This window comes from Parahaemophilus parainfluenzae (assembly GCF_001053575.1).
GTDB classification, from domain to species: domain Bacteria; phylum Pseudomonadota; class Gammaproteobacteria; order Enterobacterales; family Pasteurellaceae; genus Haemophilus_D; species Haemophilus_D parainfluenzae_S.
Genome location: NZ_JVSL01000037.1, coordinates 24,731 through 50,902, shown reverse-complemented (window position 1 = coordinate 50,902; position 26,172 = coordinate 24,731). Strand labels below are relative to the sequence as shown.

At 39.6% G+C, this 26,172-nt stretch carries 25 protein-coding genes and 1 pseudogene; 9 read left to right on the top strand and 17 right to left on the bottom strand.

Annotated elements, in window-relative coordinates:
* Nucleotides 1–4: 4 nt before the first annotated feature.
* On the top strand, nucleotides 5–292 hold the full coding sequence (locus AC979_RS07755; protein WP_049373718.1) for a DsrH/TusB family sulfur relay protein: 288 nt from the start codon (nucleotides 5–7) through the stop codon (nucleotides 290–292).
* On the opposite strand, the gene AC979_RS07750 is transcribed toward AC979_RS07755, so the two are convergent.
* A complete protein-coding gene (locus AC979_RS07750; protein ID WP_005699125.1) occupies nucleotides 287–688 on the bottom strand; it encodes a hypothetical protein in 402 nt (133 codons plus the stop codon). The genes AC979_RS07755 and AC979_RS07750 overlap by 6 nt on opposite strands.
* 67 nt (nucleotides 689–755) lie before the next feature.
* Entirely contained in the window at nucleotides 756–1,244 is a 489-nt protein-coding gene (locus tag AC979_RS07745; RefSeq protein WP_049373715.1) for a YbaK/prolyl-tRNA synthetase associated domain-containing protein, read from the bottom strand.
* A 157-nt stretch (nucleotides 1,245–1,401) separates the two neighbouring features.
* Here AC979_RS07745 and AC979_RS07740 point away from each other — a divergent pair, with 157 nt between their 5' ends.
* Nucleotides 1,402–1,800, top strand: coding sequence for a pyrimidine dimer DNA glycosylase/endonuclease V (locus AC979_RS07740; RefSeq protein WP_049373713.1), 399 nt, complete (start codon nucleotides 1,402–1,404; stop codon nucleotides 1,798–1,800).
* Between the two features lie 68 nt (nucleotides 1,801–1,868).
* On the opposite strand, the gene AC979_RS07735 is transcribed toward AC979_RS07740, so the two are convergent.
* The 9 genes from AC979_RS07735 to hemC all read right to left on the bottom strand — a co-directional run bounded on the left by AC979_RS07735 (nucleotide 1,869) and on the right by hemC (nucleotide 10,627).
* Nucleotides 1,869–2,981: an ABC transporter substrate-binding protein gene (locus AC979_RS07735; protein ID WP_049356856.1), complete on the bottom strand. Its 1,113-nt coding sequence runs from the start codon at nucleotides 2,979–2,981 to the stop codon at nucleotides 1,869–1,871.
* Nucleotides 2,982–3,204: 223 nt separating this feature from the next.
* Nucleotides 3,205–4,062: a cysteine ABC transporter substrate-binding protein gene (locus AC979_RS07730; protein WP_014064400.1), complete on the bottom strand. Its 858-nt coding sequence runs from the start codon at nucleotides 4,060–4,062 to the stop codon at nucleotides 3,205–3,207.
* Complete coding sequence (locus tag AC979_RS07725) at nucleotides 4,046–4,810, bottom strand: amino acid ABC transporter ATP-binding protein (protein WP_049356852.1); 765 nt, start codon at nucleotides 4,808–4,810, stop codon at nucleotides 4,046–4,048. The genes AC979_RS07730 and AC979_RS07725 overlap by 17 nt, the downstream gene beginning before the upstream one ends.
* A gap of 18 nt (nucleotides 4,811–4,828) precedes the next feature.
* Nucleotides 4,829–5,497: an amino acid ABC transporter permease gene (locus tag AC979_RS07720; protein ID WP_005699119.1), complete on the bottom strand. Its 669-nt coding sequence runs from the start codon at nucleotides 5,495–5,497 to the stop codon at nucleotides 4,829–4,831.
* Nucleotides 5,487–6,146 (bottom strand): amino acid ABC transporter permease, encoded by a 660-nt coding sequence (locus AC979_RS07715; RefSeq protein ID WP_049373711.1) that lies wholly within the window; start codon nucleotides 6,144–6,146, stop codon nucleotides 5,487–5,489. The genes AC979_RS07720 and AC979_RS07715 overlap by 11 nt, the downstream gene beginning before the upstream one ends.
* 173 nt (nucleotides 6,147–6,319) lie before the next feature.
* Nucleotides 6,320–7,606: a heme biosynthesis protein HemY gene (locus tag AC979_RS07710; RefSeq protein ID WP_049373709.1), complete on the bottom strand. Its 1,287-nt coding sequence runs from the start codon at nucleotides 7,604–7,606 to the stop codon at nucleotides 6,320–6,322.
* A gap of 9 nt (nucleotides 7,607–7,615) precedes the next feature.
* On the bottom strand, nucleotides 7,616–8,914 hold the full coding sequence (locus tag AC979_RS07705; protein ID WP_049373708.1) for a uroporphyrinogen-III C-methyltransferase: 1,299 nt from the start codon (nucleotides 8,912–8,914) through the stop codon (nucleotides 7,616–7,618).
* A gap of 9 nt (nucleotides 8,915–8,923) precedes the next feature.
* Entirely contained in the window at nucleotides 8,924–9,685 is a 762-nt protein-coding gene (locus tag AC979_RS07700) for a uroporphyrinogen-III synthase (RefSeq protein WP_049373706.1), read from the bottom strand.
* Between the two features lie 9 nt (nucleotides 9,686–9,694).
* Nucleotides 9,695–10,627 (bottom strand): hydroxymethylbilane synthase, encoded by a 933-nt coding sequence (gene hemC / locus AC979_RS07695; protein WP_049373705.1) that lies wholly within the window; start codon nucleotides 10,625–10,627, stop codon nucleotides 9,695–9,697.
* A 136-nt stretch (nucleotides 10,628–10,763) separates the two neighbouring features.
* Here hemC and AC979_RS07690 point away from each other — a divergent pair, with 136 nt between their 5' ends.
* Together AC979_RS07690 and AC979_RS07685 are read left to right on the top strand one after the other, a co-directional pair.
* Complete coding sequence (locus AC979_RS07690) at nucleotides 10,764–13,268, top strand: class I adenylate cyclase (RefSeq protein WP_049373703.1); 2,505 nt, start codon at nucleotides 10,764–10,766, stop codon at nucleotides 13,266–13,268.
* 181 nt (nucleotides 13,269–13,449) lie between these two features.
* Complete coding sequence (locus tag AC979_RS07685; protein WP_005694852.1) at nucleotides 13,450–14,079, top strand: response regulator; 630 nt, start codon at nucleotides 13,450–13,452, stop codon at nucleotides 14,077–14,079.
* Nucleotides 14,080–14,128: 49 nt separating this feature from the next.
* Here AC979_RS07685 and AC979_RS07680 read toward each other — a convergent pair whose 3' ends face one another.
* Complete coding sequence (locus AC979_RS07680; protein ID WP_049373701.1) at nucleotides 14,129–14,971, bottom strand: divergent polysaccharide deacetylase family protein; 843 nt, start codon at nucleotides 14,969–14,971, stop codon at nucleotides 14,129–14,131.
* Nucleotides 14,971–16,203 carry a murein hydrolase activator EnvC gene (envC, locus tag AC979_RS07675; protein WP_049373699.1) on the bottom strand — a complete coding sequence of 411 codons (1,233 nt, stop codon included), beginning with the start codon at nucleotides 16,201–16,203 and terminating at the stop codon, nucleotides 14,971–14,973. Before envC ends, AC979_RS07680 begins: the two co-directional genes overlap by 1 nt.
* A 186-nt stretch (nucleotides 16,204–16,389) precedes the next feature.
* Here envC and AC979_RS07670 point away from each other — a divergent pair, with 186 nt between their 5' ends.
* Together AC979_RS07670 and AC979_RS07665 are read left to right on the top strand one after the other, a co-directional pair.
* Entirely contained in the window at nucleotides 16,390–17,073 is a 684-nt protein-coding gene (locus AC979_RS07670; protein WP_005699335.1) for a 2,3-diphosphoglycerate-dependent phosphoglycerate mutase, read from the top strand.
* 64 nt (nucleotides 17,074–17,137) lie between these two features.
* Nucleotides 17,138–17,947, top strand: coding sequence for a hypothetical protein (locus AC979_RS07665; protein ID WP_049373696.1), 810 nt, complete (start codon nucleotides 17,138–17,140; stop codon nucleotides 17,945–17,947).
* Between the two features lie 2 nt (nucleotides 17,948–17,949).
* Here the strand turns inward: AC979_RS07665 and AC979_RS07660 are convergent.
* The 3 genes and pseudogenes from AC979_RS07660 to ilvC form a co-directional block, all read right to left on the bottom strand.
* Nucleotides 17,950–18,531 (bottom strand): annotated as a pseudogene (locus tag AC979_RS07660) (rRNA large subunit pseudouridine synthase E); the annotation flags it as partial.
* A 159-nt stretch (nucleotides 18,532–18,690) separates the two neighbouring features.
* Nucleotides 18,691–21,210, bottom strand: coding sequence for an autotransporter outer membrane beta-barrel domain-containing protein (locus tag AC979_RS10585; RefSeq protein ID WP_049373693.1), 2,520 nt, complete (start codon nucleotides 21,208–21,210; stop codon nucleotides 18,691–18,693).
* A 71-nt stretch (nucleotides 21,211–21,281) separates the two neighbouring features.
* On the bottom strand, nucleotides 21,282–22,763 hold the full coding sequence (ilvC, locus tag AC979_RS07650; protein WP_049373691.1) for a ketol-acid reductoisomerase: 1,482 nt from the start codon (nucleotides 22,761–22,763) through the stop codon (nucleotides 21,282–21,284).
* 161 nt (nucleotides 22,764–22,924) lie between these two features.
* Here ilvC and ilvY point away from each other — a divergent pair, with 161 nt between their 5' ends.
* Genes ilvY through glpE form a run of 3 tightly spaced genes read left to right on the top strand, consistent with a single transcriptional unit; the run spans nucleotide 22,925 to nucleotide 25,030 of the window.
* Nucleotides 22,925–23,803 carry an HTH-type transcriptional activator IlvY gene (gene ilvY / locus AC979_RS07645; protein WP_049373795.1) on the top strand — a complete coding sequence of 293 codons (879 nt, stop codon included), beginning with the start codon at nucleotides 22,925–22,927 and terminating at the stop codon, nucleotides 23,801–23,803.
* A 32-nt stretch (nucleotides 23,804–23,835) separates the two neighbouring features.
* The gene (rarD, locus tag AC979_RS07640; protein WP_049373689.1) at nucleotides 23,836–24,723 is read left to right on the top strand and encodes an EamA family transporter RarD; all 888 of its coding nucleotides are present in this window, start codon (nucleotides 23,836–23,838) and stop codon (nucleotides 24,721–24,723) included.
* Entirely contained in the window at nucleotides 24,713–25,030 is a 318-nt protein-coding gene (glpE, locus tag AC979_RS07635) for a thiosulfate sulfurtransferase GlpE (protein ID WP_049373687.1), read from the top strand. Before rarD ends, glpE begins: the two co-directional genes overlap by 11 nt.
* 53 nt (nucleotides 25,031–25,083) lie before the next feature.
* Here the strand turns inward: glpE and AC979_RS07630 are convergent, their stop codons facing one another.
* Nucleotides 25,084–26,121, bottom strand: a complete 1,038-nt coding sequence (locus tag AC979_RS07630) for an LLM class flavin-dependent oxidoreductase (RefSeq protein WP_049373686.1) — start codon at nucleotides 26,119–26,121, stop codon at nucleotides 25,084–25,086.
* Between the last annotated feature and the right edge of the window lie 51 nt (nucleotides 26,122–26,172).

Genomic DNA, 26,172 nt, shown 5'->3' with positions numbered 1-26,172 from the left:
TATTATGCTTTATACCTTTTCTCAAGCTCATTATTCTGAGACAGAACTTCAACGTTATTTGACAGAAATCACGGAAAATGATGCGGTGGTTTTATGGCAAGATGGCGTGTTGCTAGCGGTAAAGTATGGGGAAATGTTTACTCAATGCAAAGGACAATGTTTTGTGTTGGAGCAGGATGTTTTAGCCCGAAATTTAACCGCACTTTTGCCAGAAAACAATCAAGTGCGGTCAATTTCATTAGCAGATTTGGTGGGTTTAACTGCTCAATATTCGCCTCAAATCGCCTTATAGCGGGCGTTCTTTAGGTAACAAGAGCGGTAATACCATAACAGAATAAAGCGCCAAACCTGCGGCCATTAAGCAGGTAATTTCTAATCCTCCTGCACGTAACCATTCGCCAAATCCCATATCATTTACTAGCGTTGCATAAAAGATCCCCGCTACGACGGTATAACAAAATCCAATTAGTACCGAAATTAATGCGATAGCTTTTACGTGATAACTCGCATAACGGTGAAATGCTGCCCAAAGTGTAATGAGAAAAGTCGGTACCGCAGCCACGATAAAGACGGTAATCGCTGAAGATTGAAATCCATCGGCATCATTGTTTGCGAACATTAGGCCAATAGTGCCAATAATTTGAATAATCAACGGTAAAAGAATAAATGCTTTAAGATATTTTTTCATGAGATGTCCAATTAATAGAAAAACGGAAGCATTGTATCAATCAAATGAAAGACAACCAATCTTTTCTCTATTCGGTTTTTATTACATCCACTAATGTGGGCTGAACGATTGAGGCATAATCTTGTGTATTGAGAATAATAGAGCGTTCTAACGTACCTGCATTAAACGCTAATTCATCATAACGAGACAGTAAGCTAGGATCGGCAATTAATAACAAATTAGGATGAAAGCTAAAAGGCGGAATTGCACCAAATACACAGTCAGTTAGGGTATCTACTTCTGCAGGACTAGCAAGCGAGGCTTTCGTGCCGCCTAAATAGGCTGCAACTTTGCTTAAATCAGATTGTTGATCAGCCGGCAATATAACTAACACTGCTTGTTTTACGCCATTTCCTTTCACTTTGCATACTAGAGCTTTTGCCCCTTGCCCTAATTCTGTACCACGAATTTTAGCCACTTCTTCTGATTTTCCTGCTGTGGGGTGTTCAACGACACGATAGCGTGCTTGATGTTTATCTAAAAGTGCGGTCAATTTTTCAAATGTTTTGACAGACATGCGGGTTCCTTCAATAACGATATTTTTAATGAGTTTAACAAAGGTTGATTTATGTGAAAATCAAAGAAAAATAATTAATCTTTTGGGGCGTATTTATTATGAGATAGACAAATACCTTTACGCCCCGTACTATGTTCCTTTTTATTTGGTATCGATTATGACTCGAATTAATCTTGTTCCGCCAGCGGAGCTTTGTGATCAGCATCTTTTAGCGGAGCATCGCGAATTAACCCGCATTCCTAACGCCGTGGCGAAAGGTAAATTTCATTTGAAAGGACAGCCTACGGAATATAAATTAGGTGAAGGGCATGTGCGCTTTTTCTTTAATAAATTGGCGTTTTTAAAGAAACGGTATGATGCATTGCATGCGGAATGTAAGGCGCGAGGCTTTAACGTGCAGTATATTTGGAATGAAACGTTACCCGATGATCCAAGTTTATGGTTGGACTATGAAGCCACAGAGGCGGCGTTACAGATTAATCGGGAACGTATTCAGGAAAGAATGCCATTAAAGGCGAGATTTACACCGCATCTTCCAAAGAGCGGTCAAAAATAAAGGAGTTTTCACTTATGAAAGGCAGTGAGAATATAAAAAAGGTGAGCATCGCTCACCTTATGAATTGTTTAATCTTTCAATTTAATAAAAAATGTACCACTAGGTATGATAGGCAAATAGTTTTTATGGAAATCCATAAAGGTTTTTTGTGGGTCTATGTCTTCAAAAAGTTTTGGGTAAAGTGCTTTTGCCATAAATTGAGCGGCTGCTAGATCACTTAGTGAGCGAGAAGCCGTATGATAAATACCGTAAACACGGTGGTTTTTAACTGCAGGTAAATCTTGCCACCCTGCACGGGTTAAGAAACCTTTTAGGCGTTTTTGTGCATCCTGTTCATTGATGTTTATTCCCATCGCCATCATTTCATCGTTAGTTTCATGCCCCATTTCTGTGCCAGAAATCATAATAACTTCAGGTTGTGCGGCAAGAAGTTGTTCTGGATTAATTGGTCCCCAATTTTCGACAAAAGGCGCGCTTACGTTATCCCCGCCAACAGTTTCAGCAATAGCACCCCACATATTTTTACCAAAGGTAAAGCTATATTCACTAGGACCTTTATTGCCAAATTCTACATAGATTTTAGGTTTAGGTAGGTTAGCCTCTTTTACACGTTTTTGAATATCAGTAATGCCTTGAGCATATTCATCTGCAATTTTATTTGCTCGTTCTTCGGTACCTGCAAGTTGCCCAAAAATCTTTGCGCTTTGGGTGTGTCGTTCTACACTTTGAGCATTAAAATCGACAACAATAATTGGAACGCCAGCTTGTTCTAACTTTGGTAGTTCGGAACCAATAGTTTGATATTGCCATTCTGCAAGAATCAATACATCAGGTTTTAATGCCAAGGTTTTTTCGGTTGAGAAAGTTCCTGTATTTACATTACCAATATCAGCAATATTTTTGAGTTCAGGCATTTTTTCAGAAAACAATGCCCAACTTCCTGGATTAAATTTTTCCCAAAATTCACGTGAGATACCTTTAACATATTTAAAATTTTCAACACCCGTAACAGCAATGTAATCAGGATAGTAAAAGCCTAACACGGCATTTTTTACGGGCACATCAACGTTAACTTCTCGTCCTAATACATCTTTGATTGTTTTTATTTCTGCTTGAGTAGTGATACCAAAAGTCAGTAATAGAACGGCCAAAATTAAACGAATTGTTGATTTTTTTTGCATATAAACTCCTGTCTGAATAAAACATCAGAATATTGCCATAAATAAGAATCATTATCAAATTTAGATGTTATAAAGTGATAATACAAGAAATGCTGTTGAAGGGTAAAATAGGCATATATCTAGAAAAAACATATTTCGCATTTAAAATTGGAAGTGCGGTCAAAACTTAGTAAGTTTTCACTTCTCCTTGAGTTGGACTAAAGGAGAAGTGAATGGGGTTAAATTATTTATATTCAACCACGATATCGCTTTCGCTGACGGTATCACCATAAACTGGCAATAAGGTTTTTTCATAAGCTTGTTTTAAACGCCCATCTTTGCCTAAGGTTTGGATTTCGTTATTTAACCAATTTAACAATTCAGGTGCATCTTTGCGAACAGCTGGTGCAATAACATCTTGATCGCCAAAGTTTTTTACGCCCACGGTATAACCTGGATTTTGTTTTGCCCAAGCGAATAAGAAGGTATTGTCATTAGATAATGCATCACCACGGCCATCACGTAAGGCTTCAAAGGTTTCGGTATTTTGTTCGAATTTCAATAACTTCACATCTGGATAGTTTTTGGTGAAGAAAATATCAGCAGTAGTGCCTTTATCCACGATCAAGGTTTTGCCTTTTAATTGTTCAAGATCAGTAATGACTGAGCCATCTTTTGATACGACACCGAGTGCCACTTTCATATATGGATTCGCAAAATCTACCACTTCTTTACGAGCTGGTGTTACAGTGAAGTTGGCGAGAATGATATCAACTTTCTTAGAAAGTAAGTATTCAGCACGGTTTGCGGCATCCACTAAAACAAATTCCACTTTGTTTTCGTCGCCTAATAAGTCTTTACCGATCGCTTTACCAATTTCAACATCAAAGCCTTGGCTTTTGCCTTGTGCATCAACATAACCAAATGGTGGTTTATCGCTAAATACACCAATGCGCACTTTGCCATCTTTTTGTATTTGCTCAAGGCTTGAAACCGTTTTTGCTCCGTCTTTAGCCGGTTCTTTATCATTACACGCGGTTAAGCCAAATGCTAATGTAGCTGTGGCGAAAAGTGCGGTCAATGTTTTAAATGTTTTCTTCATAGTTTGTCCCTCTCGGTTCATAATTTAAGATATTTAAGAATGTTTTCGCACGATCCGTGGTTGGATTCGTGAAGAAATCTTCCGGTTTTGCTTGTTCAATAATTTGCCCTTTATCCATAAACACAATGCGATTGGCTACTTGGCGGGCGAAGTTCATTTCGTGGGTAACGATGAGCATCGTCATGCCGTCTTTAGCGAGGCCTAAAATTACATCAAGTACTTCACGTACCATTTCAGGGTCAAGGGCAGCGGTTACTTCATCGAACAGAATAATTTCAGGGTTCATGCATAGTGAACGCACAATAGCAATTCGCTGTTTTTGCCCACCTGATAATTCTCGCGGATAAGCATTTTTTCGGTCATATAGACCTACACGTTTAAGTAACTCATCGGCTTGTTTTTCAGCTTCTGCGCGATCGCGTTTTTGTACTTTTAAAGGGCCAAGTAAAATATTGTCAATCACTGATAAATGAGCGAATAGTTCATAACTTTGGAATACCATCCCAATGCGTTGGCGCGCTTTGACCCAAGGAATGTCTTTGCCTAATTCGCCTGCATTTTGCAGCAAAATCTGACCGCGCTTTATTTCCTCTAGCCCATTTAGGCAGCGTAAAAAAGTACTTTTACCACAACCCGATGGACCTAAAATAACGACAACTTCGCCTTTCTCTATAGAAAGATTGATGCCTTTGAGTGCTTCTACATCACCGTAATTTTTGACGAGGTTTTTAATTTCTAATAACGCCATGTGTTTTCCTAATAAAAATTAACTTTCCCAACGGGTTTCTAAATAACGGGAAAATAAGGATAGCGGGTAACAAATCACAAAATATAAACCGAAAATGACACCGTAAATCCAAAGCGCCGCCGATTGATTACTAAATAATGAATGCTCGATAATTTGTTGACCGACTTTAATCACTTCGACTACACCAATTAACATCGCCAAAGAGCTGGTTTTTACCATGCGAGTAAAGAGGTTAATAGCACTTGGTGTCACACGTTTTAAACTTTGCGGAAGTAAAATATACACAAAGGTTTGAAACGGCGTTAAACCTAAAGCGTAGGCGGATTCCACTTGATGTTTTTCAATGGAAGTTAATGCACCACGCACTAAATCGCCCATTTCTGCTGTTCCCCAGAAAATAAACACCAAAATACATACAGAAATGCCATCTAAGTGAATATCAAACCATTTTGCTAAACCGAAATAAGCGAGAAAAAGTAACGCTAATAATGGAATGATGCGTACAAATTCTAAATAAAAGCGACAAATGGCTTTGATAATGGGATTTCTGCTTGTCATGATTACGCCAAAAATCACACCTAAAATACAGGCGAAGAAGACAGAAACGAATGCAATTTCAGCCGTTACCCATAAACCGTTGAGCAAGCGTTCAATGTTGCTGCCTTGGAATAATAACTCAAGCCCCATATTTTGCTCTCCGAGTACGGCGTTCTAAGTAACTGATGAAAAGAGACATCGGTAATAGAATGATCAAATAAAACACCACTAATAAAAATAAGGCTTCATTGGTTTTGTAATCGAGCCCGATGACTTCTTTTGCGACAAACATGAGTTCAGCAACAGCAACGGCACTGATCACTGAGGTTTCTTTCATTAAGAATAAGCAATTTGCGCCAATTGCAGGTGTCGCAATCGCAAAGGCTTGTGGGAAAATGACATAGCGAAAAGCTTGATAAGGAGTTAGGCCGATACTTAAGGCTGATTCAATTTGTCCTTTTGATACCGCTTCCAAACCACCACGAAAGGCTTCTGCCATATAGCTTCCACCTAAAAATGCCAGGCCGATAATGCCGCAAGTAAAACCATCTAATTTCAGGCCAATTTTAGACAGCCCAAAATAGAGAAAAAATACTTGAATTAATAAAGGCGTATTACGAGAAAGCTCAATATAGCCTTTTACTAGCCAAGTTAATGATTTGACTTTGTAGGTGGTAATCACCGCACAAATCACACCAATCACCAGCGACAATAAAATGCCCCAAAAGGCGAGATGAAGCGTCATCAGCGTGGCATGAATAAAACGTGGTGTGACACTTAAAATATAATCCCAATTCATTTTTCATGATTTAATCGTTTGCGTGGCGATATAGTAAAAAATTTTTAATCGGTGAGAAAAGAATGGAAATTTATTACTTATAAAGAAATGTAATAAGAAGTGGGTTTTAAATAAAATAAGTGGCGGTGGGGAATGAAAAAACGGGGCTTTATTCAGCCCCGTCGTTGTTTATTTTAATCACGTTTTGCGATAAGTGCGGTTGGTTCTTCATCTGTTTTTGGTTCAGTCTGCTGTTCAGCTGGTTTGTCTTGAATAGACATGGCTGATTTTAAACTGTCCTGACGAATTTTTTCTGCAGCTTCTTTGTCACCAGCTTGTTCGAATACATAAGACGCCATCATGACATCATTTGGTTGGAGCTGGGTTGGGCAAGCAGTCACTTCTTTAAATGCTTCTGCTGCTTTAGCGAAGTCATTATTACGCACATAAAGATAGCCTAATGCACGATTGAGACAACAACGTTGGCTTTCATCCGCACGTTTTGCACGTTTTTCCACTAGTTTGAGCAGTTTGCTGTTATCTTCTGCTTGTAAACGAGTGATTTGCGTGCAAAGTTCAGGACTAATTGGGGTGTTATCACCCAATTTTTTCATGATTTCAAGCGTGAATTCATAAGCTGACTCATGATCGTTACAATCAATTAAACGCTGAATTAAAGCTGTTTTTAACTCTAAGTCATTGCGACGACGGCGTGGTTGAGCTTCCCACCATGCAAGCAGACCTTCAACGCCTTCTTCATTCATTTTTTCATCTAACAAGCCATTTTCTGTTTCTTGTTGAAGCGCTTTAAATTCTTCTGCTGAGAATAAGCCTGAACCTTCGATTAAATCTAAGATTTCATCTAAAGCTTGATAAGCTTTGGAGCGGCTATAAATTTCAGCAGCAAGTTTTAATACTTCTTTGTTGCGATCTGACATTTCAAGCAAACTGTCAACGGAACTGCGCGCAGCCGGTAATTTATTTTGTTGTAATAAAATACGGGTGCGAGCAATTTCGACAACTAGGTTATCTGAACCTGCAAGTTCAGTCGCCTCAATTAAATAACGGTTTGCGCTGAATTCATCACCGCGTTGCTGTGCAGCTTCAGCCGCTTTAATCAGATTTAATACTGGCTCTGCAGAATGTTTCGCATTTTTACCAATCAGTTTTTCTGCTTTGGCATAATCGCCTTCATTCATCTTCATCAAGCCTTCAAGGGTTTGACGCTGTGCTTTCACACGTTTACGGCGAGAGAACCAGTTATAGGTATTGCTACTTAAGCGGAAGAAACGGGTCACCAACCACTCTAACGAATAAATCACTGCAAGCGTGACCACAAAGAGAATCACTAATGTGGTGAGTGACATTTCATATACGGTGTTTGCCGTTTCAACTCTGACATAACCTTGCTGACCGGAGAGGTAAGGCCCTGCAATCAATCCGGCAAGTAAGGCGATCATTAAAAAGAGAACTCTAAACATTATCTATCCTTATTGTTGGGGTTCAGTTGCCGGTTGTGCAGCTGGTGCTTCAGCGGGTTTTTCTTCAGCTTTTGGCTCTTCCGCTTTCGCTTCAGGTGCTGGTTTTACTTCTTCTTTTCTTGGTGAATTATCAACCGCTTTTTCTGCTTCAATTTCCACTTTCTGCACATCTAAAGGTGTACGATTTAAGTACTTATCAAGCATACTTAAGCTTTGTAATTGGCTTGGCACATCCACATAGATGGATACTTCAGATAATTCATCCACTGATTTTAAGAAACTTTGAGTTACTTCAGCATTGGTATCAAAATAACTACGAATCCAAGATGCAACAGCTTCTAAAGATTGTTTATAAAGTTCGTTTTGCTGACGAGGCACTGCCATAATCGCTAATTGTAAGCGTAAACGAATGTTTTCACGCAAATAGATATCTTGGTTTGGCGCTAATAATTCTTTGCGATCCGCACCATGTTTCGGTGAAATACGAATAAAGTGATTTAGGAATGAGGTTGCACTTTTTTCTGCATTTTCCGCCCAGTCAGACAGGGAATCAGATAATTTTGTTGCATTTTGATCATCACCGAAATTCACATCTAATACCGGTAATTCATCAACCGTATTGGCTAATTGCGATAATTTTTGCATGACCGCATTTTGATCCACGCCAGCTACGGAGAGAAGTTGTTTCAGATCTTGATTGATTGCACTACGAATAGCTGCTGATTGTGAGTTATTCACTTTAGCAAGAGTTTCATCAGCGAGTTTTAAGAGTGAAACCGCTGTATCCACATCATTATCTAACACTAATTTACGCAATGCATTGTTGAGCAAGAAATCTGCTTCTGAGAATAACCAATCAGTAGGCTGTTGAGCATTAGCTTGTGCGCTCACTTTATTGATTTGTGATTGTAAGCCAACTAACTCATGTGATTTGGCATTGATTAGCTCTTCTACTTGCGCAATTTTGTTTTGCGTTGCTTTATTCGCAGACTCTAACTGAGCAAGCTGTGTAGTATCAAATTTTACTTCTTGAGCAGGTGCTGAAACCACGGTTTTATTATTGATTTGAGCTTCAAGTGCGGTCAATTTTTGTTGGAATTCATCCACCTGTTGTTGGCCAAAATAATAACCTGCACCACCCACGCCAAGTGCAATGAGAATAGCCAATAAACTTAATCCAGTACCACTTTTCTTCACAACGGTTTGTGTACGTGGCGCAACAGGCTCGCGATCTTCAGTTTGAATTTCCACTGCATCTGTTTCTTGGATTTCATCTGTCGTTTCAGGGGTTAATTTCTCTTTCGCCATATCTTTTCCTTAGTGAGAAAGGGGAGTTACTTCATTAAGTAAGGTATTAAGTAAACTTTGATTGTCCGCACCAGCGGAAACCACCACATTATGCCAACCTTGTTGTATTGCGACATCCGCAATGCGTTGACTTACCGTGACTAAACAGCAATTTTTTAGCCAATTTTGTTCATTTTCAGGCACAAATTTGATTAACGCCTGCAAAATTTCAAGGCTTGTGACCACAAGGGTTTGCACACCAGAACGAATACAAATACTGGTTTGCTCTTCGTTATTATAACTAATCGGCGTGCGTTGGTAACATTCGACTGTCTCAACAGTTGCACCGCGTAGTGTGGTCTGTTCACGTAGTAATTCTCGTCCACCGTTGCCACGTAAAATTAACAAGTTTTTATCTGTTAATTTTGCCATTTGCGGTAAATTTAATACACCTTCAGTATTTTCCGACGTGATTGGATAGCGAACAGTACATTCAGTTTGACAGGAAAAATGCTGCGCCGTTCTATGTCCAACTGTAAAGTATTGTAAATCTTGACGCCAGCTAAAGCCAATATCTTTCAGGGTTTTATCCGCAAAATCGACAGTACTTTTTGAAACCAAAAACACATAATCACCACTTTTTAGCTGATTAAGTTTCGTCGGTAATTGAGCCAACTCAGCACCCGCTTCAATAGAAAGTAAAGGCAAATGCAAGGCAACCACACCGGCTTGATTCAGCTGGTCAACTAGGGCTTTTCCTCGTTCATCCGGGCGAGTAACTAGTACGGCCATGGTGATTTCCTATGCTGAGTAAATCTTCGCCAGAATCTTATCTGCGCCCTGTGCTAGAAGTTGTTCAGCAATGGTCACGCCTAATGCTTCGGCATTTTCAACCGCACTTTTACCTTCCGCACGAATAATCGCAGAGCCATCAGTTTCTCCGACGAGTGCTCGTAAGAAAACTTCACCATCTTGCTCAATAGCATAACCACCGATTGGTACTTGGCAGCCGCCTTGTAAGCGGGTATTCATTGCACGCTCAGCTAAAACACAAGTCGTCGTGGTGGCATCTGAAAGTGGAGCAAGTAATGCTTTTACTTCTTCATCATCAACACGGCACTCAATGCCTACCGCGCCTTGTCCGGCAGCCGGTAACGACTGTTCTACTTCAATAAATGAGGCAATACGTTCCGCTAGCCCTAAACGAATTAAGCCAGCTGAGGCTAAAATAATGGCATCGTATTCGCCATTGTCTAATTTACTTAATCGGGTTCCTACATTGCCACGTAAGGAGCGGATATCAAGATCAGGGCGTAATTGTTTTAATTGGCATTGACGACGCAAGCTTGATGTTCCAACAATAGCATCTTGTGGCAATTCATCTAATGAACGGTATGTATTAGACACGAAAGCATCACGTGGATCCTCACGTTTACAGATCACACTTAAGCCTAGACCTTCAGGAAATTCCATAGGCACATCTTTCATTGAATGGACGGCAATATCAGCACGTTTTTCAAGTAAAGCGTTTTCTAACTCTTTAACAAATAAGCCTTTTCCACCAATTTTAGCTAAAGGAGAATCTAAGATTACATCACCTTTTGTCACCATTGGAACTAATTCAACAGAAAGTGTTGGGTGAAATTTTTCTAATTGATCTTTTACAAAATTCGCCTGCCAAAGCGCTAAAGGGCTTTGACGGGTCGCAATTTTTAAGGTTTTAAGTGCTGCCATAAATACCGCTGATTTTAAATAGAAATATGGCCTATGCTACCATTTTTAGGGCAAAAAGTCAGATCATTTAAATTTTTGATTTCCGACTAGGTAAGTGGTACATTAACGCCAATTATTTGGTCATAGGTAGGAAGCCTTGAAATACGATTTCACTCAAGCCCGAAAATGTATTGAAACATTAGACAAGCGTCGTTTTGATCGAGCATTATTGGGCTCAGGTGATGCATTCCGACACATCGTCTCTTTAGTGCCGCTGTTGTTGCATCTTAATCATCCTGCTCTGCCGGGTTATGTGGAAGATGCCCCAGCAGGCATTGCCGATTTTACTCTTTCCAATTATCAGCAAAATTTTCTCTCAAAAGAACATCCCGAACTTGTCGAAGACGTGCAAAGTGCGGTCAATTCTGATGCTGTTTTTGCACCGATCTTCGGTATTTATGTGATGGGGAGTTTTGGCTCCATTAGCCAAACTTCAGCTTCGGATTTGGATATTTGGATCTGCCATCAAGATGATTTATCTGAACAAGAACAGCAGCGCTTAGCGGAAAAAACGAAGAAAATTAGCCAATGGGCATCCACATATCATGTGGAAATGCATTTCTATTTGATGACACAACAACGTTTCCGTAACGAACGTTATTCCGATCCATTAACTAAAGAAAACAGTGGTTCTGCCCAATATATGTTGTTATTGGAAGAATTTTATCGTTCCGCTGTACGTCTTGCGGGTAAACCATTGTTGTGGCCTCACTTGTGGGTGGAAGATGAAAAGCAATATGAGGCCGAAGTTGCGCGTTTAGTCGCGGCTGGTGAGCTTAATCCAAATGATTGGGTAGATTTTGGTGGATTAGGACAATTCTCAGCCAGTGAATATTTTGGTGCGAGCTTATGGCAACTTTATAAAGGTATTGATTCACCTTATAAGTCGGTGATGAAAATCTTGTTGTTGGAAACCTATGCCCAAGAATACCCAAATGCCCAGTTAATTGCTCGCCAATTTAAAGAGGATTTGCTTTCTGGTCACAGCACGGCTATACATCATTTCGATCCTTATATTGCGATTTTAGAGAGAATTAGCCAATATTTGACCGCACATTCAGAATTTAAGCGTCTTGATTTTGTACGTTCTTGTTTTTACGTGAAAGCCACAGAAGACTTTGCGTTATATCACGCCTCAAACTGGCGTATTTCTTATATGAAAATGATGGCCCAAGAATGGGGTTGGTCAAAAGAACGTATTGAAGAATTAGATCTGCGTCCAAATTGGAAAATTAAACGGGTGAAAGAAAGTCACAATAATTTGGTGAATTTCTTGATGATGAGTTATCGAAATCTAGTGGATTTTGCACGCAAACATAAAATTAATTCTAGCGTGATCCCGCAAGATATTACGGTGCTTTCTCGCAAACTTTATACTGCCTTTGAAGAATTGCCGGGTAAAATTACGTTACTAAACTCACAAATTTCCTATAACTTAACAGAAGAACACCTCACATTTATCGAAGTTCTCGGCAATAAGAATTTTAAGGATGGGTGGTATATGGTGAATCAGCCACCACATCATATGATGTTCTCGAAAGAACGTGTGATTGAATACGGTGAAAGTTTAAATAAAGTCGTCGCATGGGCTTATTTTAATCGCTTGTTGACCGCTGAAACTCATTTGCACTTAATCAGTCAAAATATCGACCAACTCACTTTACGTAATTTTGTCGCCGATTTACGGTTGTTTTTCCCGCATACAAATGGTCAAGCTCCAACAAATGAGGCGCTTTCGTCCCAATGTGAAATCCGCGATCTATTTATTGCAGTGAACTTAGTTAATGACCCAACTGCCCAAGTCGAAGAACTTAAATCCAATATTTCACCAAGTGATTTATTTAGTTTTGGTCAGTTAGAACAGAGTTTGGTCGGCAGCATTGATTTCACTTACCGTAATGTGTGGAATGAAATTCGAACTTTACATTTTGAAGGGCAGAATGCGATTTTGCTTGCCTTAAAAGTGCTTTCTAATAAAATTGATCAAGGTGTGAATCAGCCCCGTTCTATACAGGTTTTCTGTTACAGTAAACACTACAACCGCACATTGCGAAACTTAGTGAGCGTACTTGTAAACCGTTGTATCAGTATTCAATTAGGCGACAGTCGCCCAACAACGCACTCCCGTTTACGTGTGGCAGGGAAAAACTGGCAATTCTTCTTTGAAGAAAAAGGGATCAGTTTGCAACCTATTGATGGTGGAAAAGAAAGTGCGGTCAATTTTGAGGACGTTTTACCGACTCAGTTGGAAGAAAAAGAAATTATTCCAGAGGCCCGTCGATATCCGCCTGAAATTGATTTGTTTGCCAGTGAAGGTTTTTTACAATTCTTCTTTGAGGATAATGCCGATAATAGCTTTAACGTTTATTTGTTAGATGAAAAGAATCGTCTCGAAATTTATCGTCAATGTGAAGGTTCAAAAGATGATAAAGTGCGTGAAGTGAATCAGATTTATCAATCACTCGGCTCGAAAGATTGTAAAAATCCGTATAAAATGGTGCAACGGAATTTTAATTATCCTCAATTTTATCAATTGCATCCGACAGAAAGTGGCATGCGTATTATGCCGTTCAAATTTAAAAGCAAAAGGACTTGCGAATAGCTCAATCAAAACAAGCATTGTTTGAGGTAAATCAAATTTATCTGCAAATTATGCATTGGAAGATAGGCAAAATCCCGATAGAATCCTTCGTTCGAAAATCTATTGAGAAATAATCTAAGGCTGTGGACGTTTTCGCCTTCAGGCGATAGAATGTTTGTCCGCTTATCTCTTGGAGAATATTATGCAAGAAAAGTTAAAAGTATTAATTATCGACGACCATCCATTAATGCGTCGTGGTATCAAACAATTAGTTGAATTAGAAGAGAATTTTGAAGTCGTTGCCGATGTAGGAAGCGGTACAGAAGGCATTTCCATTGCGATTCAAGAATCCCCGGATTTAATCATTTTAGATCTGAATATGAAAGGTCTTTCTGGTTTAGATACCCTTAAAGGCTTGCGTGCAGAAGGTGTTGATGCACGAATTTTGATCTTAACTGTGTCTGATGCGAAAAATGATATTTTCACTCTCATCGATGCGGGTGCTGATGGCTATTTATTGAAAGATACTGAGCCAGATGTGCTACTTGAGCAAATTAAACGTATTGCACAAGGTGAAGTGATTTTAAGTGATTCGATTAAAAATCTTCTTTTAGAACGCAAACATACTGTTGATCCAATGGATTCTCTCACCGATCGTGAAATGGATGTATTACGTTTAATCGCAACAGGTTTATCTAATAAACAAATTGCGGGCCAACTTTTCATTTCTGAAGAAACAGTTAAAGTGCACATTCGTAACTTACTTCGTAAACTTAACGTTCACTCACGCGTTGCAGCAACCGTCTTGTTCTTTGAGCGAAATGGTCGATAGGTAAATTTCAAATGATAAAAAAGAGCGGTTTTTTTAACCGCTCTTTTTGTTATCTTGGCACGCCCCGTAATAAAGGGATTGGCTCAAACGGCGCGACTGAAGTTGGCGCAGGAATATCATTAAAAATTAAGATAAATGGTTTAGGTGGCAAGATTTTTTCATTTCGCCACAAGCTTCCCATGCCGACTAATTGAATATCATCGGGTAAATTTTTGATTCCTGATTTTAATACGGCTACGGTATTTGGACGCGGGTGTCCAATAGCAATGGCGGTGCCATGTTTACGTGCATATTGAATTGCACTTTGAAATTGGCGTTGAACATCTGCCAAATTATCACTGTCATCTAAAAACACATGGCGATCTAATACACGTACGCCTTGTTCTTTTGCTATTTTGCCCGCGACTGATTTTCCAATGGTGCGACTATCTAAAAAGAATAAATTCTGCTCGCGAAGTGTGGTCATCAAATAGGTCATTAATGTGGTATCGGCTGTGGCTGCACTGCCCATATGATTATTCATTCCGATGGCATTGGGCACAATAGCTTTCGCTTTTTTCACCCGCTCATTCACTTGCGCTTCAGATAACCCTAAAGTCAAACCACCTTCTTCAATTTTAATGTTGCTGACAGGCTGCATTGGCATATGAATGAGAATATCGTGATTCTGCGCTTTTGCTTCTTGATTGCGTATTTTGGCATAGGGTGCTGCTGGAATGATCGCAACAGAGACTTCTTTTGGCATGGCTAAAACTTCGGCATCTTCTTTCGGATGATAGCCAATGTCATCAATTACAATAGCCAGTTTGCCTTGTGCAAAAGTAAACGCAGAAAAAAGTGCGGTTGAAAAAATGATCGTATTTCTGACCGCACTTTGAAAGAATGCCGCCATTATTTAATCCACCCAGCTGGATTTACAGGCACCCCTTTACGGCTAATTCCAAAGTAAAGTGCCGGTTTAGAGAGCTCACCCGTATTACCTACTTGCGCAATGGTTTGTCCCGCAGACACCAGCTGACCTTGTTTCACAAATACCGCTTGGTTGAAACCATATAAGCTCAAGTCGCTGTCGCCGTGTTTCACAATCACCATATAACCATAGCCATTAAGATGACCCGCTAGAATGACACGACCACTTGCAATGGCTTTTACCGCTGTACCCGTTGGTGCGCCGATAACCATACCTTTCCAGCGCACTTCGCCTGCTTGGATTGAACCAAAGGAATGCAATGTTGGACCGGAAACGGGACGACTGTATTGATGCGCAGCCGTACCTAAACCACTGGTACTGTTAATCAACTTACGTTCTTGATCGGTTGGTTGATAAGGTTTTGAGGTTCGTTTTTCTTCCTCTTGTTTTTTCTGAGCAAGGGCTTCACGCTCACGTTGTTCTTGTTGGCGAGCGGCTTGTTCAGCACGTTGAATTTCTTGGCGAAGGACATTTTCGTTCGCTTTCAACGTTTCCAATTTATTCTGATCTTTCGTTAAGTTTTTATTGAGTTCATTTAACGTAGATTGACGTTCTTGTTGTGCTTTTTGTAATTCTTGCTGTTGTTTCTTTTGCGTAGAAAGTTGCTCGCGATGGTTTTTTTGTTGCCCTGAAATCGCTTCGCGTTGTTTCGCTAAATTCTCTTGTGTCGCTTTCAGATTGTTAATCATATCAATGCGAACTTGGTTTAAGTGCTGATAATACACTTTCATGCGTTCCGCTTTTTTGGCATCTTCCGAAAGCATTCTTTCCAAGGTAGAAGGATTTATGCCTGAACGATAAATAGCATCTACTTGCTGCGCGAGCTTCGCTTTTTGCACGCGCTCTTGCTTTTCTAATTGCTTGATTTGCTTTTCCGTTTCTGCCATTTGCTTGCGGATTTCTTTTAAGCTTAATTCTGTTTCACGTAATTCACCGACAACGCTATTAATTTTGCTTTCTTGGTCTTTAAGACTGGCTTGGAGTTTAGCTTGTGCACGTTTTTGCTCGGCGATCTTCGATTCTTGTTGTTTAATTTGTTTTTGAATTTGATTGAGATCGTTGCCTTGCGCGAAAGATGAAAAGCCAAGCAGACCGCAAGCTAAAAGTGCGGTCAGTTTTGCTAAGATTTTTTTTCTACGATTGCTTTGCTGCATACATCTAAACTTGAGAGAAATTAAAGGACGAATAAAGTTTAAATACTAGCATTATTTTTGAGTGGCTAAAAGTTTACAGGTGATTTTTTGCGAAAGATCAGTAAATGCCGCCTTTTTACTTTTAAACATACCGATTTTTTGCTATAACAGAGCCATCATTTTTTTATTAATACTTAGGAGATCCTTATGGAATTAGTATTCATTCGTCACGGTTTCAGTGAGTGGAACGCAAAAAATTTATTCACCGGTTGGCGTGATGTGAATTTAACCGAGCGCGGCGTAGAAGAAGCAAAAGCTGCGGGTAAAAAATTGTTCGAGAAAGGCTATGAATTTGATATTGCCTTCACTTCTGTTTTAACTCGTGCAATCAAAACCTGTAACATCGTGTTAGAAGAATCTCACCAATTATGGATTCCTCAAGTGAAAAACTGGCGTTTAAATGAGCGTCACTATGGTGCATTACAAGGCTTAGATAAAAAAGCAACCGCAGAACAATACGGTGATGAACAAGTTCATATCTGGCGTCGTTCTTATGATATTTCTCCTCCAGATTTAGATCCGAAAGATCCAAATTCTGCACATAATGACCGTCGTTATGCAAACATTCCGTCTGATGTTATACCAAATGCAGAAAACTTAAAATTAACCTTAGAACGTGCATTACCATTCTGGGAAGACCAAATTGCTCCAGCAATGCTTTCTGGTAAACGTGTTTTAGTGGTGGCACACGGTAACTCACTTCGTGCATTAGCAAAACACATCATCGGTATTTCTGATGCGGAAATCATGGATTTTGAAATCCCAACCGGTCAACCGTTAGTGTTGAAACTTGACGATAAATTAAACTACGTAGAACACTACTATCTTTAATTTATAAGTGAATTTCAAAGTGCGGTTAATTTTGACCGCACTTTTTGTTTAAGGAGAATAAAGGATGAAAAAATTACTCGCGGTGATTTTTGCCTTGTTACCTGTTTTGGCCTTTGCAGCATCGCCAAATCATACGGCAAAATCAACTCAAACTAAATCAGTGAAAACGGCAGTTAAAAAAGTGGAAGCCAAGAAAACAACCACACCTAAAGCCGTAGCCAAAACAGCTAATAAAAAAGCGGATGCTAAAAAAGCAGAAGCGAAAAAGCCAGCTAAAATTGTGGAAGCGAAAAAAGCGGTAACGAAAAAAGAAAAAATAAAAAATAAAACGACAAATAAAGCCGCTAAAGCAGAGCCGACAAAAACGAAAGGCAAACAGCCAGTAGAAAAAACGAAGCAAACTGCAGTAAAAGACAAAAAGACTTTAGCAAAAAGCAAACAAAGTGTAGTTAAAGAATCAGCTAAACCTGAAAAGGTAATTGCTAAAAAAACACCCGCAGTTAAAACTGAAGTGAAGAAAGCGGAACCCAAAGCTGTTGAAAAAGTGACTGAAAAGAAAGTAGATACTGTCGCACAAAAAACAGCGAGTATGGTGACAAAATCCGTCGTCGTACCAAGATGTAATGATTCAAAAGTTTTTGCGGTATTATCTGATGCCTTCAAAAAACAAGGTGCAGCCACTAACACCCAAATGACAGTGAAACAAATCGCGCAAGCCCGTGAAACGCAATCTTATCCACAACAAGGCATTCGCAGCTGTAATGCGATAGTGGAAACCAACGGTGTTAAATATGTTACCGATTACAGCATAATCTTGAATGATAAAGGCTTTTTCGTGCAAGTTGAAAATGCACAACCCGCTCAACGTTTCTAATCTTAACGTGCGTTATTTAAATGAAGTTGTTTGAATAACGCACGTATTTCTTCTTCACCCAATCGGCGATATTCACCATTGCCTAATCCATCAATCGTTAAATGACTCATTTGATAACGGATGAGACGCAATGTCGGAAAGCCGATATGTGCCGTCATTCGACGCACTTGTCGATTTCGCCCTTCACTAATTTTGATTTCCAACCAGCTCGTTGGAATACTTTGACGTTCACGAATCGGCGGATTGCGAGGCCAAAGAAAATCTGGTTCTGAAATCAACCGCACTTTTGCCGGCTTTGTCATTCCATCTTTCAATTCAACGCCTTTGCGGAGTTTGTCTAAGTCTTTCTCTTCAGGAATACTTTCCACTTGTACAAAATACGTTTTTTCTGTTTTAAACTTTGGATCCGCCAAACGATGTTGCACTTCACCATTATTCGTTAAAATCAGTAACCCTTCGCTATCACGATCCAATCGCCCTGCCGCATACACATTCGGAATATTAATAAAATCTTTTAATGTCGCTCGGCCGTTTTCATCGGTGAATTGTGTCAGCACATCAAACGGTTTGTTAAATAAAACGATAATCGTCTGTTCTAATGTAAGTGGCTTTGCTTTAGGCTTAAATGAACGAGTGGGTTTTGCCGTTCGTTTGGTTGTAAATGCGCGGGAAGGGAAAGGTTTAGACATATTATTTATTCAGTAAAAAGAGAAAAAGGGCGGATTTTATTCCGCCCTCTTATATTACCATTGATAGCGATAAACTGCTTGAATTGCATAAGGTTTGTCGAAGTTTTTACCGTCTGCACGGCTTACTTCTAAACCAAAACGATGATTTGCAAATCCAGCATTTAAACCGAGCGCACTTTCAAAACGTCCACGGCTGCTTGCGACATCAAGCGCACTGTTGGCGTAATGAATTTTGCTGCTACGGTTTTTGCTAGTAATCGCATTTACTTCTGCATAAGGTTGTAAATTCCAACCATTACTTAATGCAAAGCCTTTGGCTACACGTAAACCAATTCGAGAATAAACAGAAGATAAGCTATCTTCATTCCCTTGTGATGAAATATGTGTCCACGCTATTTGTGCTTGCGGGGTAATTGTCCAATCGTTCGCAAGACTAAAGCGTTTGCCTAATTCACTCGAAATAGTATAAGCGTTGTAATGGCGTTTTTCAGTGTGATTTGAGTTAGCGTGTAAACGGCTGTATTTCACGATGTTATCTACATAAATACCGTTATCTGCAAGGTAAGCTGCATATAAGCCCACGCTATTGCTTCTTACTTTGCCATCACCGTAATGACCATTAAAATCAACGTTAGCTTGGCTGCGGCCAACAAATCCACCAACACGGAGGTTATTAGTTACAGCAGCATCAGCGCCCACTTGTACGCGATGTACGTTTTGTTTAAAGCCAGAAGTTTCACTCTCACCAGTAGAAAGTGCGGCTAATTTTTGGCGAGAATTCACATTACGAACCCACACATTACTTTTTTCACCGTTTTTCACTTCACCTAGACGTTGATGAATGCCACTTAAATCATCTTCTGCTAAAAGCAATTGTGCTTGGCGAAGAGAAACTTGTGCATTTGCTAAGTCTGAAAGTAACGGTGCGCTTGGTAGAACCGCAGGTGGTACTACTGGATTACTTGGGGTTACTACTGGGGTGGTAGGCGTTATCGCAGGTTTGCTTGAGGTCACTACTGGTTTGCTTGGTGTAACGGGTGCAACAGGTGGAGTTGGGGTGACCGCATTTTTAGAATTCGCTAATACCCAATTATTTCCTTCTTTTGTTAGGAAATATTGGTAAGCCCCTAAATCTACACGATTATTCGGGTTCGTTAAGCTAAACGCCGCATTACCACCATTGGTTTCTACAAGTGTCACTTTTCCGTTAGCAACATTTGTACCTTGGTTAGTTACACCAATTTTATGATTACCTTCGGCAGTACCTTTAACAACGATTTTATCGCTTTTGTTTTCAGCGATATTCGTGTTGAGGTTGAAGGTACCTGAGCCAGTGAGGTTGCCCGTGATAGTTAATGTCGCATAAGGAGCGTTTGTATTAGTTAAAGAAACCGCTGAGTTATTTAAATGCAAGTCTGTTACTTCTGAATTATCCACTAAATCCCATGTAGTATTGTTAGTTAGATTTAATGTAACAGGCGTTTTATTTGTACCGTCATATTGCTTTACTGCACCATTTAACTGTGAGTTATCTGCATTTAACACAAATCTAGGTGAGCTAGTTTTTTCTCCTTCAGATAAGTCCGTATCAGCTAGATCGGGCATGTTTAATCCAACCAATACTTTTGCATCGGGGATTTTAGTATTTTTTAGATTAACTGTTGTTGAGTTGTAATTATTTGTTTCATCTCGAGAATCTTGTTTATTAGTAAAAATAACCACATCTCCAGCATTATTTTCAATGTTGGAATTTGTAATGTTGGTCACGCCACCATCAAGTACAAAACCTAAACCTTTACTTTGACCTTTCGTTTCAATTGTGAGCAGGCTGTCTTCAATATTTAATGTAGAATTCTCTGATGCGTATGCAATAGTAGCTGATTTATCGGTACCAGCTGGCTGTAGCGCAATATTTAAATTTTTGATATGTAATGTTGAGTTTTCGGCATCTACAGCAGTGCTGTTATCTCCCCCTAGAAAAATAGATGAGTTGATAATATTTGCTGTGGATTTATCAAATAGTTGGTACCCTATGCTCTCTTTAGCTGCACTAACAATACTAACTGAATCAATATCAATGGTGCTATTACTCTGAAGTTCAAATGCTGAATTTCCTAAAACAGGCTCTCCATCTGCATCAACTGTAGAAAGCCCCTCAAATAAATTGATATTACCGAAGTGAAATTTAAGATTTGCATCTCTCAATTCAAAAACAGAACTTTCAGGAAAAGCCTTCGATAATGTGAAAGTACTATTAGGTTTGATTTCTAATGAACTAGGTCCATTAGAAAATTGAGGATCGAGGAAAATTAATGATTCTGTTGGATAATCCTTATTTGAACTATTTTTCATTCTAAAAGATACATGGGCTAGATTATTTTTATTTGTTAAATCATAGCCATAATCTGAATAAAAATTCATATTTTTTACTTCAGAGTCAGTTCTTTCCGGATTCTTATATACGGTACCTTCATATAGTTTATAATCAATGGCCCATGCCGAATTAACTAATCCTAACGCCATAGCCACCAAACTCACTTTAAAAGTGCGGTTAAAAATTTTATTGTTTTTCATATTAATTCCTTTGGATTATAAAAAAAGCCAACTTATTGAATAAGTTGGCTTGAATTTTACCGATTTAATAATTAACCTGCAACTGCGATACGTTTCATATCTGTCATATAACCACGTAACTCTTGACCAATTAATTCAACTGGGTGGTTACGGATTGCATCGTTTACATCGCGTAAAGTGATGTTGTCGATAGCAACTGCTGGTGTTGGTTCACCTAAATCACCTTTTTGTAAGGTTGGGATGATTTCTTTAGCAAGAATTGGGGTTGCTACGTTAGAGAATAAGTAGTTACCGTATTCTGCAGTATCAGAAATGACCACGTTCATTTCGTATAAACGTTTACGCGCGATAGTGTTAGCGATTAACGGTAATTCATGAAGTGATTCATAGTAAGCTGATTCTTCATAGATACCGCTTGCTACCATTGCATCAAAGGCTAATTCAACACCCGCTTTCACCATTGCTACCATTAATACGCCGTTATCAAAGTATTCTTGTTCAGAAATTTTGATGCCGTCTGCTTTTGGTGCGTTTTCAAAGGCAGTTTTGCCGGTTGCTTCACGCCATGCTAATAAGTCTTTATCACCGTTTGCCCAGTCAGCCATCATGGTCGCAGAGAAGTGACCGCTGATGATGTCATCCATGTGTTTGTAATATAAGAAACCAAGGCTTTCTTTGATTTGTTCAGCAAGTTCAAATGCACGTAATTTTGCGCTGTTTGATAAGCGATCCATCATTAATGTGATACCGCCTTGTTTTAATGCTTCAGTAATAGTTTCCCAACCGTATTGGATCAATTTACCTGCGTATGCTGGATCTTTACCGTCGGCAACTAATTTGTCGTAACATACGATAGAACCTGCTTGTAACATACCGCAAAGAATGGTTTGTTCACCCATTAAGTCAGATTTTACTTCTGCAACGAATGAAGATTCTAATACGCCCGCACGGTCACCACCAGTTGCTGCCGCCCATGCTTTCGCAATTGCCATACCTTCACCACGTGGATCATTTGCTGGGTGAACCGCGATTAATGTTGGTACACCGAAACCACGTTTATATTCTTCACGCACTTCAGTACCTGGACATTTTGGTGCAGTCATGACCACAGTGATGTCTTCACGGATTTGCTCACCTACTTCAACAATATTGAAACCGTGTGAGTAACCGAATGCAGAATCTTTTTTCATTAATGGCATCACATCAGCCACCACTTTAGAGTGTTGTTTGTCTGGTGTTAAGTTAATCACTAAGTCTGCTGTTGGAATTAATTCTTGGTAAGTGCCCACTTTAAAACCATTTTCAGTCGCACGTTGGAATGAAGCACGTTTTTCTGCAATCGCTTCTGGGCGTAATGCATAAGAGATGTCTAAGCCAGAATCACGCATATTTAAACCTTGGTTTAAACCTTGTGCACCACAGCCTACGATAACGATTTTTTTGCCTTTTAAGTAGTTGCAACCGTCAGCAAATTCGCTGCGATCCATAAAACGACAACGACCTAATTGGTCTAATTTTTCGCGTAAATTTAATGTGTTGAAATAGTTAGCCATTTTTCATCCTTAATATGATGTTGATTAATGTGTATGAGGTTGTGTTTGAATATAGTTTTTTGTTGTGAAGTGGATTATAAGGTTTTTAGTTGTTGCGTAAAGTGATATTATTTGCACTTAGTGTTGCAATTTTTGCAATGTCATTTGCTTTAACGATACATATGAACTTTCAAGACCTCCAAATATTTCTTCATCTTGCGGATACACAAAATTTTGCTAAAACCGCTACGCAAAATCATATGTCGCCGTCTACGCTTTCACGCCAAATTCAACGCATGGAAGAAGAATTAGAACAACCTTTATTTATTCGTGATAATCGACAAGTGCGCTTAACCGAACAAGGCGAGAAATTTCTGCAATTTGCGAAAACAGAATGGCAAAACTGGCAACAGTTTAAGCGTCAACTGCGAGATAATTCAGAGGAATTAAGTGGAGAGTTACGCTTATTTTGTTCGGTAACGGCTTCATATAGTCATTTGCCACAGGTATTAGCCAAATTTCGTTCTCGTTATCCGAAAGTTGAAATCCAACTGACGACTGGTGACCCAGCCTCTGCAGTGCAATTTATTCAATCAGAACAAGTGGATCTCGCTTTGGCGGGGAAACCAAATAATCTGCCGGCTGGGTTGGAGTTTTATAAAATTGATGATATTTCCCTTTCATTAATTGCGCCACGAGTCGCTTGTTTAGCCACACAATTATTACAAGAAGAACCCATCAACTGGCAACAGATGCCTTTTATTTTGCCGTTAGATGGAATGGCACGCCAGCGTATTGAACAATGGCTACGTAGCAAACATATTAAACATCCCAAAATTTATGCCACAGTAGCGGGGCACGAAGGTATCGTACCAATGGTAGCGCTCGGTTTTGGATTAGCGATGTTGCCTGATGTGGTGATTGATAATAACCCGATGTCAAAAGACGTGTCTCGTTTAAATTTAGACAATCCAGTCGAGGCATTTGATTTAGGCGTTTGTGTGCAAAAAAGAAATTTAGCGAATCCCCTAATTCGTGCATTTTGGGAGATGTTAGACTAAAATAATAAGCAGAATTAACCTAAGGATTTATTATGTTAAGAGGCATACTTATTTCACTTTTAGCCTCGCTTTTATTTGGCTATATGTATTATTTTTCCACGCTACTGAAACCGCTCAGTGGCACGGATATTTTCGGCTACCGAATGCTATTTACATTCCCTTTCGTTGCCCTTTCCGTCATCATGTTTAAACAAAAACAGGTATTGGCAGAGCATTTAAAACGCATCAAAAAACAACCGCTATTTGCTCTTTCCTATATTATTTGTGGTGCATTAATGGGTTATCAAATGTGGCTCTTTTTGTGGGCACCCAATAATGGTAGCTCCTTAAGTGTCTCTTTCGGTTATTTATTGTTACCAATTGTGATGGTGGCTGCGGGGCGACTCATTTTTAAAGAAAGGATTTCAACATTGAAATTCATTGCCGTATTAATTGCGGCAGTAGGGGTGATTTCTAACATCGTTTTGAAAGGCGAATTATCTTGGGAAGCTATTGTTATCTGTGTGGGGTATACCACTTACTTCTCGATACGAAAAGCCCTGAAAAATACCGATCTCGGTGCTTTTTGCTTAGAAATGATCGCATTATTGCCAGTTAGCATTTACTTTGCCCTTCAAACCGATTTTGCCACCGTGCAGGAATCGAATCCTAATATTTGGGGATTATTGGTATTGCTGGGGCTCATTAGTGGTTCAGCATTGATTGCTTATGTTATTGCTAGCAATATGCTGCCGATGAATTTGCTTGGCCTTTTAGGTTATGTTGAAACCATTTTGATGGTGATTATTTCATTTTTAATTGGAGAGGAAATGGATGCGGACAGCTACCCGTTATTCATTTGTTTAGTATTGGCGATGAGCCTGATTATTTTTGATGGCGTGTATAAACAGCGCGCAAAAGGAACAAACCATGTCGTTTAAAGAAATTACCCCGGAACAAGCGTGGGAAATGGTGCAAAATGGTGCCATGCTTGCAGACATTCGGGATCCACAACGTTTCACCTATTCTCATGCGAAAGGGGCGTTTCATTTAACCAACCAAAGCTTTTTACAATTTGAAGAACAGGTGGACTTTGACTCCCCGATTATCGTGAGTTGTTATCATGGCGTGAGCAGCCGAAGTGTGGCAACTTTCCTTGTTGAGCAAGGCTATGAAAATGTGTTTAGCGTCATTGGTGGGTTTGATGGCTGGGAGAAAGCCGGTTTACCAATAGAAACGGCTTATTAATATTTTTTGATTTAAAGTGCGGTGAAATTCACCGCACTTTTCTTTTTGTCTCGCTATTGTTTATCCACAATCGCTTTCAACATCGTGTAAGATTGGGCTTGCTTTTGCTCATCAAAAATATAGCTCACTGCCATAATTTCATCAAAATGTACTCGTTCACGTAATTGCTTGAGTTGAAAATCCACGCTTTCAGGACTACCGATAAGCGAACAAGCAGTCATTTGTTCCACTACTGCACGCTCTTGGTTGTAAATCGGGATTTCCTCGAAATCGACTGGGCCAAAGTGTGGTTTCTTTTGGGCGTGCATTTGAGTTTTCCAAACATCTTCTTCTGAAGCCATAGGCGGTTGTAAATTTTGTTGTGCGTTAGTCACCACGCTTAAGAAAAATAGTGTTTGTGTTGTCGCCAGTTGTTTCGCTTCTTTATCGGTTTCAGCAACAATCGCGTTCACACCTAAGATGACATAAGGTTCAGCAAGATAGGTAGAAGGTTTGAAGTTTTTGCGATAAATCTCCACCGCCATTTCCATCATGCGTGGCGCAAAGTGTGAAGCAAAGGCATAAGGCAAGCCAAGCTCTGCCGCAAGGTACGCACTTTCGGTGCTAGATCCTAAGATATAAAACGGTATATTCAAGCCTGCGGAAGGATAAGCTGAAACAGGATTGCTATCTTTAAAGTAACCTCGAAGTTCCGCAATTTCCGCAGGGAAATCCAGACTGTTTCGTCCACGACGAAGTGCTGCAGCCGTTTGCATATCAGTTCCTGGTGCACGGCCTAAACCGAGTTCAACACGGTTTGGATAAAGCGTCTCCAGTGTGCCATATTGCTCAGCTACCACATAAGGTGAATGATTCGGTAACATCACACCACCTGAACCAACACGCAAGGTCTTCGTATTGGCTAGCGTATGCTGAATTAAAAGTGCGGTCGCTGAACTCACTAAATTTTTCATATTATGATGCTCAGCAATCCAATAGCGTTCAATGCCAATGTTCTCAGCATGTTTTGCAAGACTGACCATCGACTCAACGGCTTGCAAATAAGTTTGCCCTTCCCGAACGGGGGCAAGATTAAGAATAGAGAGCTTCATTTTATTTCCTCATGATAGATTTGTTGAGCGTCATTATACGTGTTTTTTCTG